General features: G+C 44.4%; 14 protein-coding genes. 8 read left to right on the top strand and 6 right to left on the bottom strand.

Features of this window, described 5'->3' with window-relative positions; genetic code table 11:
• Positions 1-3: 3 nt before the first annotated feature.
• The 4 genes from K5L93_RS19725 to nifL all read right to left on the bottom strand — a co-directional run bounded on the left by K5L93_RS19725 (position 4) and on the right by nifL (position 5,221).
• On the bottom strand, positions 4-267 hold the full coding sequence (locus K5L93_RS19725) for a 4Fe-4S dicluster domain-containing protein (protein ID WP_152784860.1): 264 nt from the start codon (positions 265-267) through the stop codon (positions 4-6).
• Positions 267-1,583, bottom strand: coding sequence for a nitrogenase cofactor biosynthesis protein NifB (nifB, locus tag K5L93_RS19720; RefSeq protein ID WP_220721361.1), 1,317 nt, complete (start codon positions 1,581-1,583; stop codon positions 267-269). Before nifB ends, K5L93_RS19725 begins: the two co-directional genes overlap by 1 nt.
• A 549-nt stretch (positions 1,584-2,132) precedes the next feature.
• The gene (gene nifA, locus K5L93_RS19715; protein ID WP_220721360.1) at positions 2,133-3,680 is read right to left on the bottom strand and encodes a nif-specific transcriptional activator NifA; all 1,548 of its coding nucleotides are present in this window, start codon (positions 3,678-3,680) and stop codon (positions 2,133-2,135) included.
• Entirely contained in the window at positions 3,680-5,221 is a 1,542-nt protein-coding gene (gene nifL, locus K5L93_RS19710; protein WP_220721359.1) for a nitrogen fixation negative regulator NifL, read from the bottom strand. The genes nifA and nifL overlap by 1 nt, the downstream gene beginning before the upstream one ends.
• 308 nt (positions 5,222-5,529) lie before the next feature.
• Between nifL and rsxA the strand changes: the two genes are divergently transcribed.
• The 8 genes from rsxA to K5L93_RS19670 all read left to right on the top strand — a co-directional run bounded on the left by rsxA (position 5,530) and on the right by K5L93_RS19670 (position 11,744).
• Positions 5,530-6,108, top strand: a complete 579-nt coding sequence (gene rsxA, locus K5L93_RS19705) for an electron transport complex subunit RsxA (protein ID WP_152784850.1) — start codon at positions 5,530-5,532, stop codon at positions 6,106-6,108.
• 12 nt (positions 6,109-6,120) lie between these two features.
• A complete protein-coding gene (locus tag K5L93_RS19700) occupies positions 6,121-6,645 on the top strand; it encodes an RnfABCDGE type electron transport complex subunit B (RefSeq protein ID WP_220721358.1) in 525 nt (174 codons plus the stop codon).
• Between the two features lie 9 nt (positions 6,646-6,654).
• On the top strand, positions 6,655-8,124 hold the full coding sequence (gene rsxC, locus K5L93_RS19695; RefSeq protein WP_220721357.1) for an electron transport complex subunit RsxC: 1,470 nt from the start codon (positions 6,655-6,657) through the stop codon (positions 8,122-8,124).
• Positions 8,124-9,128, top strand: a complete 1,005-nt coding sequence (locus K5L93_RS19690; RefSeq protein WP_220721356.1) for an RnfABCDGE type electron transport complex subunit D — start codon at positions 8,124-8,126, stop codon at positions 9,126-9,128. The genes rsxC and K5L93_RS19690 overlap by 1 nt, the downstream gene beginning before the upstream one ends.
• A 2-nt stretch (positions 9,129-9,130) precedes the next feature.
• Positions 9,131-9,745: an electron transport complex subunit RsxG gene (rsxG, locus tag K5L93_RS19685; RefSeq protein ID WP_220721355.1), complete on the top strand. Its 615-nt coding sequence runs from the start codon at positions 9,131-9,133 to the stop codon at positions 9,743-9,745.
• Entirely contained in the window at positions 9,742-10,428 is a 687-nt protein-coding gene (locus K5L93_RS19680) for an electron transport complex subunit E (protein ID WP_220721354.1), read from the top strand. The genes rsxG and K5L93_RS19680 overlap by 4 nt, the downstream gene beginning before the upstream one ends.
• A gap of 9 nt (positions 10,429-10,437) precedes the next feature.
• Positions 10,438-10,704: an RnfH family protein gene (locus K5L93_RS19675; RefSeq protein ID WP_220721353.1), complete on the top strand. Its 267-nt coding sequence runs from the start codon at positions 10,438-10,440 to the stop codon at positions 10,702-10,704.
• Between the two features lie 500 nt (positions 10,705-11,204).
• Complete coding sequence (locus K5L93_RS19670) at positions 11,205-11,744, top strand: flavodoxin (protein WP_220721352.1); 540 nt, start codon at positions 11,205-11,207, stop codon at positions 11,742-11,744.
• 55 nt (positions 11,745-11,799) lie between these two features.
• Here the strand turns inward: K5L93_RS19670 and K5L93_RS19665 are convergent, their stop codons facing one another.
• Both K5L93_RS19665 and K5L93_RS19660 read right to left on the bottom strand, forming a co-directional pair.
• Positions 11,800-12,036, bottom strand: coding sequence for a hypothetical protein (locus tag K5L93_RS19665; RefSeq protein WP_220721351.1), 237 nt, complete (start codon positions 12,034-12,036; stop codon positions 11,800-11,802).
• A 47-nt stretch (positions 12,037-12,083) separates the two neighbouring features.
• Positions 12,084-12,491, bottom strand: coding sequence for a DUF3465 domain-containing protein (locus K5L93_RS19660; RefSeq protein WP_220721350.1), 408 nt, complete (start codon positions 12,489-12,491; stop codon positions 12,084-12,086).
• Positions 12,492-12,582: the final 91 nt, after the last annotated feature.

Here is a 12,582-nt window from a genome sequence, read left to right as displayed (position 1 = left end):
CTCCTAACTTAAGGCAATAACGTTGGCTTCTTGGGGTAAACCAGTTAACGAACCAGGAGGATTTAACGCACAACCGTTTGCATCCACAATGGCGTTTTCAACGGGGCAAATTTGAGCACATTGAGCACCATTAACATTGTTTGCACACTCATCACAGCGGTGAGCAATAACCGCAAATTGTTTATCGCCGCTGGTAATGGCTTTACTGGGGCAAACCTCTTTACAGGCATAACACGCTATACATGACTTAGTAATTGATAAGGCCATTAGCTACACTCTCCCATGCTACAACTGGATTTGCTTATATTCGCCTGTTGCACAGCTAACTGCTGTTGAAGATCTTCAAGAGCGCCCTGAATATCCCGCAAGGCATAATCGGTGTTTGCTTTTACGTTCATTGCAGACAATTCCTGCTGCGGAGCATGGCCAATTCGACTACACAAAATCGTGTCGACGTGTTTTAGTTGGCTTAAATCTTTAACTGCGGAGTCATCGCACTGCTCACTGCCTTGACAATACTGCTGCCAAACAAAGTCATCTAACTGAGTAATCTCGTCTGCAGTTACTCGATACATAGAAAACTGCGTGGCATGGCCAAAATGCTGATCAATCAATTGTAAACTACTACTGGCGACGGCAACCTGTATCGGCCTTGCTACCTGTGCTGCCTCACTATTCTCAAGCGCACTTAAATCTATGTCTTGGCCTAACTTACCTACAGCGTCAGCACGGCATTGCTGGCAATGGGTCATTTGTTGCATACTCTGACCAGCTTGCTCCCTAGCAAGGTTTAACTCTTGCTTGGTGGGTTCTCGCTGACCCATTAGACCGAAATAAGTCCCATGAGCTGGATCAGAAATTAGCGGCATAATGTTGTGAATAAAGGCACCATATCTACCTAATTCTTTAGCCAGCGATTCAATATGAAAATCGTTGATCCCTGGGATCAGTACTGTATTAACTTTTACCAGCATCCCCGCCTTGATAGCCGCTTCTAAACCCAGTAATTGGCGATCAATTAAGGTTTGCGCTGCTTCTCTACCTCTTAAGCGACGTTGGTTAAAATACACCCAAGGGTATATACGCTGGCCAATATCGGCATCAATGCAGTTAATGGTAATGGTTAAATGCCTAACACCTGCTTCGATCAGCGACTCAAGTTGATCCGCTAAGGCCAAACCATTAGTAGAAACACACAGATGAACATCAGAATCTACTTTTTCTATAGCCTTTAAACTCGCCAAAGTAGCCTTAGGATTAGCCAAAGGATCTCCCGGCCCTGCAATACCGACAACTTGGGTTTCTGGAACGTGCTGCTTCACTTTTACAAAACGCTTTACTGCTGCTGCTGGAGAAAGCAGCTTAGAGACGACTCCGGGTCGTGTTTCATTACTGCAATCAAATTTTCGATTGCAGTAATTACATTGAATATTGCAAGCAGGCGCTACAGGTAAATGTATTCGCGCGTACTGATGGCCTTCTTTTGAAAAGCACGGATGTTTTGCTACTAAAGCAGCTTGTTTACTGGCTTGTGCGCTTAACGGATTCTCTCCATTGGCTTGCTTAAGTGGTTGTATTGTCATGAAAAGCTTCCTTGTACACTACTATATAGGTAGTTTTGCAAGTGCTGTTCCAAGTATCTTTTTCATTAAATACAGTTACTTAAAACGAACAACCACCTTAAAAGTAAGCTTGTATGTCGTATTTGTTGTAAACACGACAGAGTGGCGGCGTTAATCGCAGATAAACTTTGCCATCTCTTTATAACTAATGTGGTAGTTAGGGTCTGTTGGCCTTTGCTGATGGTTTTTACAGCAATTTATATACAATAACCCGGTTACTCCGAGATGCTGATTGCAGTAATGGCGAGAAGGTAAAAGGACCTTTAAGTCGCCCATTGTCGATGCTGTAATAGGATTTCTGGATTTGAAAAGTGCAAACAAAGTGGCCTGCATTTGATTGCTTAGCAAAGTCCCCCAAACAACCAACAGAAGCTTGGCTTGGGGTAACAAAGGTGAAGGCAAATAATGCAATGCTAAAGCGGCTTGCTTACGCTGTTGTTGATTTGTATAGCTAAGCCGCTGTTGCATTAACTGGCATAGGTCCGTTACATCGTTATGCCAGCTGTTCCATTAAAGCTGTCTAACGTTAATATTCATTACTTGAATACGATAAGCTATTTGCCTTGGGGTCATATTGAGTAAACGTGCTGCTTTAGCTTGCACCCATCCAGCTTGCTCTAAAGCCGCAATAACCCGCTCTCTCTCGTCCATTTCTTGGCTATCCAAATTTACTTTTTCGATGCTTGGCCGTGGGCTTATTTTCGGTCCATCTAAGCCATCGATAACGATTAGATCTTGATCGATAACACCACTCTCACTCATCACCGATGCGCGTTCGAGCAGGTTCTCCAACTGACGAACATTACCGGGCCAGTCATAAGCCATCATCATACGAATGGCGCCATCGGTAAGTTGTAGCTTACGTCGTTGTTGTTTAGCCAGCTTCTCAATCAAAAACTCTGCTAAATCGGGTAAATCTTCAATTCTGTCACGCAACGGTGGCGGGAACATAGGCATAACATTAAGTCGGTAATACAAATCTTCGCGAAAACGATCTTGCTTAACCTCATCTTCTAGGTTTCGATTGGTTGCCGCCAAAATACGCACATCTACGTTAATAGTTTGGGTGCTGCCTACCCGTTCAAATTCCCCTTCTTGTAATACACGCAATAACTTGGCTTGAAAGGCTGAAGAAATTTCACCGATTTCATCTAAAAACAAGGTACCACCGTCGGCCATTTCAAAACGGCCTTTTCGCTGTTTTACCGCTCCGGTGAACGCGCCCTTTTCATGACCAAACAACTCCGACTCCAATAAGTTGTCGGGTAACGCTGCGCAGTTAAGTTTGATAAAAGGCCCAGTAGCTCGTGGCGAATTGTAGTGAATAGCATTGGCAATAAGTTCTTTACCGGTACCCGATTCACCGCGTATAAGTACTGTACTATCCCATTTGGACACCAAGCGAATTTGCTCAAACACTCTGCGCATTACCCGAGAATGGCCAACGATGTTGTCCATACTGTAGTTGCTTCTTACTTTGCGTCTTAACCTGTCGCGTTCAGCCTCCAATTGATCAGTTTGCACAGCGACGTCTTTGGCAAGCAATACACTTTTTGCAATTAGATTTGCGGTCATCTCCAAAAACCGGGTAAACAAAGCCAGTTTTTCTGGAGCATCTATTTGTGGTTGAGCCGCTAATACGCCTAATACTTCATTGGATTTCTTAATCGGTACCGCAATGAACGGTAGATCTAATGCATACAAATCAAGTTTATCGGCAAAGCGTAAATCGTTGGACACTTTGCTTAAAACGATAGGCTGTTTCTGTGTGAGCACCGTGCCAACGATACCCTCGCCAGGTCGATAACGAATATTTTTGGCAACGCTGTCGTTGGCATGGTTAGGCGTATGCACGGTATCTACGCTAAGCATTTGCTCGTTCTCGGCGATTAGCGCTAACATCGCATGCTGTAACATGGCTTTGTCGTGTAAAACCTGCAGCACTTTGGTTACGCTTTGTTTGTAGTCCAAACTATTGGTTAATACGCTGCTAACCTCGTACAGGGCTGCTAAGTGTTGTTCGGCTATATGTGATTCGCGTTTTGTTGAATAGTCCATTATTCACCTCGCTTGCGGCTACGAAGAGGAAGAACGATGCGTGCTTTACAGCCGCCTAATGATGTTGATAAATACTGAACGGTGCCGCTGTGTTCGCTAACCACTTGTTGTACAATACTCAAACCCACCCCGCGGCAACCGCTATTGTTGGTTGGTTTAGTACTGTAAAAGGGTTCAAACACTTTTAGCTGCAACTCCTTCTTAATGCCTGGTCCACTGTCTTCGACAGTAATTTCTATTTCCTCATCCACTAGTTGAGTGCTACAAACAATTTCACGTCGGGTTTTCTTGCCGTAGTCGATAGCTTCAATCGCATTATCAATAAGTTGTTTTAACGCCACCCGAATGCGAGAGGGCTGGCCGGTTAACGAAGGCAAGGTGCCGTTTAAACTTAGCTGCATAGTAATACTGCGATTTAGCAAACGGTCACTAGATAACTCGGTCACTTCATGCACCAATTGATTAATGTTTACCGACTGGCTTGCCTCGTAGGGTTTACGGGGCAAGGCGCTTTCTAGTTGAGCTATTGCGGCGTGGCCTGCTTCTAAGCCTGCTTGCATTGCCGCTGTTCTAGCACAGCTATTTGATACGCCACAAAACATTTGTAAGGCTGAATCAATCATGTTGATCGGCCCTTGGATCTGGTGAATAGCCGCATGCAGTGCCTCTTGCATACTGTGTAAGGCTTCAGACTCTTCGGTGGAACGTCGTAACTCCGATAACTGCTGCTGGGCTTGGCGGCGTCGTTCTTTGGTTACTTCACTTAAAGTAATAACCAAATAGCGGCTAACTTTGGGGACAAAATAATCATCAACCTCAGAACCATTAATTTTTACCGTAGACAGGCAGCAGCTAAACCAGCGTTTACGCTTGCCTTTACCGACTTCAACATTAAAAGTCTGACCTTCAGTAAAAGAGTTCTCTACCTGTTGTGTTTCTCTTAATTGATTTAAAGCAATCGTTACCGGTTCGTCGCTAAAATCACTGCGTAAGGTTTTGTAAGAAAGGTTATCAAGCACTACTTGTTGACTTTGGTCGAGTAAGGCGATGGCAACTGGCGCTGTATTGAGCACCGCTTCAACCATTAATTTTTGATTGGCAGCTATGGTTTGTTGCTGATGGCGTTCACTAATATCTTGGTGAACACTCATATAGTGGGTGATAATTCCCTGCTGATTACGTAAACCAGTTATCGATAACTCTGCAAGATAGCGTTGGCCATTTTTCTTTTTATTAACTAAACGCCCCTGCCAACTTCCTCCGCTACTAATGCAGCCCCATAGCCCCTGGTAGACCTCGGCCGGCGTTGTTTTATAACTAAGTACAGAATGGTTCTGCCCTATCAAATCCTTTTGCTCGTATCCTGTTATTTCGGCAAACCGCTTATTCACAAACATAAAGTTTGCATCTAAATCACTCACCGACATAGCCATTGGCATTTGCTCTAACACCCTAAAGCATTGCGCTAGGATTTGGTTTTCACTTAATGGAGCAAGATCTTCAAAGGCCTGCTCTAAGGTAGATTTAAGTTCATTCATCATTCAATCAATCCTTTGCATTGCTAAGTTAATCGCTGAACATATAGCTACAATGCAAGCGGCATTCCTCCCTGTAACACTGAGCGCAGCAAGGGTTGACTGAATAAACATTGTTTGATTTACAACAATTTTAACTAATCCATCATTTAAAATTGTTGCATTTGTCACCCTTAAAATGTGCTTAGAAACTAAGCCAATACCCAACTAAAGCCCCGTATTACTCAGGTTCTTTCCCCAATATGGTTCATTTCACCAACTTGGTACATCCAATGCAGTAATGCCATTAGTAGTACAACTGTGTGGAGTATTTGATGGCCGACTACCTTCTCATTTTCATTAGCACTGCCGTGGTAAACAACGTGGTGTTAGGCAAGTTTCTTGGTTTATGCCCGTTTATGGGGGTATCAAACAAAATTGATAGCGCCTTGGGTATGGGTTTAGCAACCACCTTTGTATTGTGTTTAGCGGCTATCGCCGCATGGTTAATAGAAGCACTGCTACTTGCTCCTTTAGGCATTCAAGTAATGCGAATTTTGGTGCTTATTTTGGTCATCGCTGCAGTGGTTCAACTCACTGAACTGATTATTCAAAAAAATAGCCCAGAACTTTACCAAGCCTTAGGCATATTCCTGCCCCTTATTACCACCAACTGCGCCGTGTTAGGTGTTGCCTTGCTGGTCGTTCAAAACAACATGAACTTTTTACAAACTCTTTGTTATGCCTTTGGTTCTGCAGCAGGTTTTAGCTTAGTGATAGTGTTATTTGCGGGTTTACGCCAACGTTTGAAACTGGCCAAAGTACCGGCAGCATTTGCTGGCTTACCAATAGCATTTATTACCGCTGGATTACTGTCGATGGCCTTTTTAGGTTTTAGCGGCTTAGTGAACTAATAGGAGAAAGCCATGATTTTTATATCAATCATTTTACTAATCCTACTAGGAGCAAGCCTTGGAGCATTGCTGGGTTGGGCCTCTAAAGCGCTAAAGGTAGAGGGCGATCCACGAGTCGATGAACTCGAAGCCATGCTACCCGGCGGTCAATGTGGTCAATGCGGCGAACCAGGATGTCGTCAAGCAGCTGAAGCCATGGTTAAAGGTAATTTAGCTCCAACCAGCTGCCCACCAGGCGGAAATGGCCTTGCAGCCAGCATAGCCAACTTACTAGGCGTAGAAGTGAGTAACGATCCCGATGCTGTGGCTGTTGTGGCTTATATAGACGAAAGCCAATGCAGCGGCTGCACTCGCTGTTTTAAAGCCTGTCCCTTTGATGCCATTGTTGGCGCCAGTAAACAGATGCACACGGTCATTAGTCAGGTTTGTACTGGTTGTCGTTTGTGCGAAAAAGCTTGCCCGCAGGGATGTTTAACCATGCAAGCCCAGCAAGTACAGCTTAATACTTGGCAATGGCCAAAACCTCAAACGGCTTAAGGAGTGACTATGTTTAATCTAAAACCTAAACCGTTTAGCGGCGGCGTTCACCCCAAGGGTTATAAAGAGCTTACCCAGCAACAAGACATTAGCAAAGACTTTGTACCAGACCGGGTCTACTTAGGTATGCAACAGCGCAATGGCTCGATGCTTAATAGCCTAGTAGCGGTCGGCGACACGGTAGTTAAAGGCCAACTTATCGCCCGTGGTAGTAACGACATGACCGTGCCTTTACATTCACCAGTAAATGGCACTGTAGTAGACATAAAGCCCTACTTAAGTAGCCACCCATCTGGAATTAAAAGCCAGACCTTAGTTATCGCCAATAACGGCACCAAAAACTGGGGGATTGATTACCCGCCAAGTGACTACCAAAAGCTTAGCCACGAACAAATTGTTGAGCGAGTACTTGAAGCTGGCATTGTTGGCCTAGGCGGAGCAGGTTTTCCTACCGGGATAAAGCTTCGTTTAGCGCGAAAGTCTAAAGTCCATACCTTACTCATTAATGGGGGCGAATGTGAACCTTACTTAACCTGTGATGATCGCCTTATGCGCGAACAAGCCGCCGAGATCATCGCAGGGATAAAAGTAATGGCAAAAGCCATTGGTGCTACAAACTCCATTATTGCGATTGAAGATAATAAACCAGAGGCCATTAATGCCATTAAACAAGCGAGTGATGGCATTAGTGGAATCAGCCTAAAAATAGTGCCCAGCCTTTACCCTATGGGTTCTGAGCGTCATTTAATTAAGGCAGTCACTGGTATTGCTATTGGTCCTGGGCAGTTAAGTACTGCTCAAGGCATATTGGTGCACAACGTTGCCACTGCTAAAGCGGTTTACCAAGCAGTGCGTTATCAGCGCCCCTTGATCGAACGCGTGATCACTGTATCAGGCGATGCCATAGAGGCTCCAGCCAATATCACCGTGCCCATTGGCAGCTTAGTATCACAAGTTATTGCAGAATGTGGTGGCCTTAAAGCCGAAGCGAAGAGAATGATTGCTGGTGGCCCAATGATGGGACAAGTATTGCCATCGCCTTTTGTGCCGATAGATAAAAGTGTCGGCGGTCTTTTAGCCTTAAGTGAAGAGCAAATTAACCAGCGGCAAAGCCAAGACTGCGTGCGCTGTGGTAACTGCGTAAAGGTATGCCCAATGGGCTTAATGCCCTTTCAAATGGCCACACACAGCAATAATGATGACTGGCAAGGTGCACAAGAATTTGGCTTAGACTCCTGCCTATTGTGTGGTGCGTGCAGTTACATTTGCCCTTCTAGTATTCCTCTCGTGCAATATTTCCAGCACGCAAAATCTAACATCAACGCGCAACGTAGCATGATGCAGAAATCAAACTTAGCTCGCCAACTTACCGAGGCACGTCAACAACGCTTAGCCCGCGAAGCAGCAGCTAAAAAAGCAGCCAAAGCAGCTAAACGTAAACGCCCTGCGCGTTCTCGCAGCACTCAAGGAGAAAGCTAATGGCTATAAACAACCCAATAGCAGCACCACATACCCACTCGGGCTTATCCACTACTAACATTATGTACTTGGTAGTGCTAGCTCTTAGTCCAGCGGCTTTATATGGGGTATGGATTTTTGGCTTGCCTGCTGCATTAGTGATAGTTAGTTGCTGCATTAGTGCATGGCTTAGCGAGGTAATTTGCCTGCAACTGCAAGGTAAAAACTGGTTAAGCAGTATAGATGGTTCATCATTGCTTACCGCGCTGCTGCTAGCAATGAGTTTACCTGCCAGCACCCCCTGGTGGGTGGCCAGCTTTGGTTGCATATTTGCCATTGTGATTGGCAAACATGTTTACGGCGGTCTTGGCCACAACCCTTTTAACCCCGCCATGTTAGGTCGGGTAATGCTGTTAATCTGTTTTCCAATAGAGCTGACTAACTGGCAAGCCATTAGTATCCCAAGCTTGGGTTCTGATGGCTTAATATTTAGTCAACAATGGTTAGGCATCGACGGCGTAAGCTCAGCTACTCCTCTCGCTGATTTAAATCAAATCGTTGAATGGAAGGGGCTACTACTTGGTGAACATGCCGGTAGCTTAGGAGAAACAAGCGCCTTGCTTATAGCATTGGGCGGGCTATTTTTAATTTGGCGCGGCATCATTCGCCCTTATATACCCTGCGCGTTGCTGCTTGGTTTAACTATTCCTGCGAGTATTGCGCATTGGCTACATCCTCAAGACTACGCCTCGGGATTAGCACATCTGCTTTCAGGTGGAGCCATGTTAGCGGCCTTTTTCATTGCTACCGATCTAGTTACTTCGCCCACTAGCCCTCGAGGTCAAATTCTGTTTGGTGCTGGTTGTGGCTTACTTATTTGGCTCATTCGTAGCTTTGGTAGCTATCCAGAAGGCGTTGCATTTGCGGTGTTAATCATGAATGCAGGTACACCAGTAATCGACCACTATTTAAGGCCAAAAATATTTGGCAGCCAATCATTATTTAAACGCAGCAAAGGAGCTTAATCATGACCTTACCTTGCGTTGAAAAACATATTAACAGCAGCATCTACCAATCTATTTCGTTAGCCGTTGCCGTGGGCCTCTCTAGCGCACTGTTGTTAGGTTTAAACACAATGACCGCGCCGGTCATCGCCCAACGTGTGAACGAAGATAAGCTGGCGGCTATTGATTTAGTCATGCCAAGCTCTTACTACCAAAATGCCTTGTTAGCTACCGAGCACCCTTTTGATGTTGAGCAGCGACACTACACCGTTTACAACGCGCTAGACCAACAAGGCCAAACCAGCGGCTACGTTGTGCAGGTTACTGCCAAAGGCTACGCTGGCCCAATTAACTTATTAGTTGGTGTAGACGCATCTCTCGCTATTTTAGGCGTTCGTGTATTAAGCCATAGCGAAACTCCCGGTCTTGGCGACAAAATTGAAGTAGCCAAACATCCTTGGATTTTAAGTTTTAACCAAAAAAGCCTGAGCAATACTTCAAAAAAAGCATGGGCAGTTAAAAAAGATGGTGGAGAGTTTGATCAATTTACTGGCGCTACCATCACGCCACGCGCAGTAGTAAACGCAGTGCATCAAGCTTTAAAGGATTTGGAGTTAAAACAGGGAGAGAAGGCATGAGCAATTACAAAAACATCATCGCCGACGGGTTATGGAATAACAATGTGGTACTTGGCCAGTGTTTAGCTCTTTGTCCGTTATTAGCGGTAACATCTAGCGCTACTAACGGTTTAGGCCTTGGCTTAGCGAGTTTGGTAGTGATGGTAATGGCAAACTTGATCAGCGCCCTAAGTAAAAACTATGTTAGCCGTGCGGTGCGCATCCCAATAAATATTTTGATGATAGCCACCTTGGTTACCATTACTGATATGTTATTGAATGCTTGGGTTCATCCCCTACATAAAGTATTAGGCCTTTTTATTCCACTTATTGTCACCAACTGCGCCATTTTGGGCCGAGTAGAATCCTTCGCCAGCAAACAGGCTCCAGTACCTGCAGTAATAGATGGTTTCGCAATGGGCATTGGTTTTACCTGGGTATTAGTGTTTTTAGGTGGTGTACGGGAGATAATTGGCTCAGGCACCTTATTTGCCGACGCCCACATATTGTTGGGCCCCGCTTTCAAAGCTATAGAGTTCACGATAATCCCCGATTACCGAGGGCTTCTGTTAGTGATATTACCGCCTGGTGGATTTCTAGTCCTTGGTGGATTGCTTAGCCTGCACAGACTCATCCAGCAAAAACTAGAAAATAGAGCGAAACCAGCAGTTGTTTGCTCAGCCAAAGTTAGCGTTCAGCAATAGGAGGTTACTATGTTAGTGAGCATTGCCTACGCCACTCCTCAGCAGCAACTTTGCATTAATGTAGAAGTGGTAGAAGAAAGCAGCGTGATTAACGCCTTGCATCAATCAGGCATCTTAGATTTATGCCCGGAAATACAACTGGATAAACAAAAGGTCGGAATATTCGGCAAATTTGTAACCTTAGAAAGTCAGCTGGTTGCAGGAGATCGAATAGAAGTTTATCGGCCTATCACATGGAAGCCCCCAATAGAAGAAGATGAAGACGATGATGATTAAGCAACAGACCAGAGCCTAGTTCTAAATCAAATAAGCAATGGCTAGGGTCTGTTGAACTTTGGTGTTGAAATTTTGTTCGAGATAAGCGGGCTTTAATCGCGGCGAGCACTTAGAAGCCTAGTGGGCTAAGCAAAAAGTGCTTAACAAAGAGTAAAGTTCGCTTATCCGAACCCTTCGGGCAGCATTTCTTAGCCATTTATTCAGCGTTAGCGAGTGATGATTAAGCCCACTTAACTGCACACTCACTGCCTTGCCTAAATGGCTAATAAATTGCTGCAAAAACCATCAGTAAAGATCAACAGACCCAAACAACTTATTGCTTATTTGCTTCTATTCATCTGCTCGTTTCGTCTTAAAGCAAACAATCTTCAACAATAGCTCTGTTGTATTTACAACAAAAACAATAAGTGAAAATCATAAGTCATTGTAATTGCTTAATATACTTAGTGGATTACATCTTGCAATAAACTATGTAAGCCAGCTATTTAAGGAGTACTATCATGGCAGATGTAGGAATCTTTTTTGGGACAGACACCGGAACAACACGAAAAATTGCTAAGCAAATTCATCAGCAATTAGGCGCTGATCTTAGCGACAAACCGCTTAACATTAATCGCGTTGATATCGACACCCTAAGCAGTTACAAGATGTTAATCCTAGGCACCCCAACTTTAGGCGAAGGCCAACTACCTGGACTAGCCGCAGATTGCCAGGCAGAAAGCTGGGACGAGTTTTTGCCGCAATTAGAAGATGCAGATCTCTCTGGAATTAAAGTCGCGTTATTTGGTTTAGGCGATCAAGTGAACTACGCCAGCGAGTTTGTAGACGGATTAGGAGAACTTTACGACGCCATCGCAGAAACCGGCGCAGAACTCGTTGGCGAATGGCCAGCGGAGGGCTACGAGTTTGAAGATTCATCAGCCTTGTTAGACAACGGTAAGTTTGCTGGGCTAGTGCTAGATAACGATAACCAGAGCGAGTTACATGCAGAGCGCATGGCAGGTTGGCTAGAGCAGATAAAAGCAGAGTTTGGCGTTTAGCCACTTACTTTCTTATAAAAAATTAGAGCGCTTAAGCGCTCTTTTGTTTATTAGCTTATTGAAACTCGTCACCTTTATTATCTAAAGTTTTGCAACCACACTGTTGGCATACTACGTAGCGGTCTAACAAATCTAAAGAGGCGCCAACCGCACTTGCGGTACCACCAAAAAAGCCTTCCATAAACGCTTTAAACTGTTCAGTTTTGCTAGTGCCATATTTAGACGGTTTTTGTTTCATTAACTCTTTGTGATCGGTCTCTTCACCACACTTTTTACAATACTGCTTAAACATACAACGCTTCCTTGTTTAATAATAATCAGTTCTCTATGCCGGTGGTCTTAATCATATTGCACACCGCGATGCCTTAACCAACCGTCGATGTGACGACCAGCGGGATCATGATGAGTCCAATGAATCACTCCCCCCTTATTGTTCCATTCGTACTCACCGAAAAACTCTACCTTATCCCCTACTCTTAAGTTTTTGAGGCGCGGGGCTAAATCGATATTGCGAGCAACCAACAAGGTTTGGCCATTGTTTAACTTAAGAATAAATCGTTGATGGCGTGAGCCCTGCTCGTCATCCGCTAATACTCTTACAACGTAACCTGAGCTATTAACCTGCAAATCACTGACTTTGTTCTTAAAAGCCGAAGCGATTTGCTGCTCACCACTTGCTAGTGCAAATAAACTAAAACACGCTAAGCTCAGCAGCACAGCGAATTGATATAAAGGTTTAAAAGACATAGAGAATCTGTTCCTAAATAAGCCAAAACATTTAGTTAATAATTAATATTATCAATATAACTTATAAAGTTCATCAAATAACAATCACTAA

It is taken from the genome of Agarivorans litoreus, assembly GCF_019649015.1.
GTDB lineage: Bacteria > Pseudomonadota > Gammaproteobacteria > Enterobacterales > Celerinatantimonadaceae > Agarivorans > Agarivorans litoreus.
The sequence above is the reverse complement of the archived record's forward strand: the minus strand, read 5'-3'. Positions and strand labels throughout refer to the sequence as shown.

Coding starts and splice junctions, on each gene's coding strand:
- K5L93_RS19690 (WP_220721356.1), top strand. CDS start 8,124: ATGGCTATAAACAACCCAATAGCAGCACCACATACCCACTCGGGCTTA.
- rsxA (WP_152784850.1), top strand. CDS start 5,530: ATGGCCGACTACCTTCTCATTTTCATTAGCACTGCCGTGGTAAACAAC.
- K5L93_RS19660 (WP_220721350.1), bottom strand. CDS start 12,491: ATGTCTTTTAAACCTTTATATCAATTCGCTGTGCTGCTGAGCTTAGCG.
- nifL (WP_220721359.1), bottom strand. CDS start 5,221: ATGATGAATGAACTTAAATCTACCTTAGAGCAGGCCTTTGAAGATCTT.
- nifA (WP_220721360.1), bottom strand. CDS start 3,680: ATGGACTATTCAACAAAACGCGAATCACATATAGCCGAACAACACTTA.
- rsxC (WP_220721357.1), top strand. CDS start 6,655: ATGTTTAATCTAAAACCTAAACCGTTTAGCGGCGGCGTTCACCCCAAG.
- nifB (WP_220721361.1), bottom strand. CDS start 1,583: ATGACAATACAACCACTTAAGCAAGCCAATGGAGAGAATCCGTTAAGC.
- K5L93_RS19670 (WP_220721352.1), top strand. CDS start 11,205: ATGGCAGATGTAGGAATCTTTTTTGGGACAGACACCGGAACAACACGA.
- K5L93_RS19675 (WP_220721353.1), top strand. CDS start 10,438: ATGTTAGTGAGCATTGCCTACGCCACTCCTCAGCAGCAACTTTGCATT.
- K5L93_RS19700 (WP_220721358.1), top strand. CDS start 6,121: ATGATTTTTATATCAATCATTTTACTAATCCTACTAGGAGCAAGCCTT.
- K5L93_RS19725 (WP_152784860.1), bottom strand. CDS start 267: ATGGCCTTATCAATTACTAAGTCATGTATAGCGTGTTATGCCTGTAAA.
- K5L93_RS19665 (WP_220721351.1), bottom strand. CDS start 12,036: ATGTTTAAGCAGTATTGTAAAAAGTGTGGTGAAGAGACCGATCACAAA.
- rsxG (WP_220721355.1), top strand. CDS start 9,131: ATGACCTTACCTTGCGTTGAAAAACATATTAACAGCAGCATCTACCAA.
- K5L93_RS19680 (WP_220721354.1), top strand. CDS start 9,742: ATGAGCAATTACAAAAACATCATCGCCGACGGGTTATGGAATAACAAT.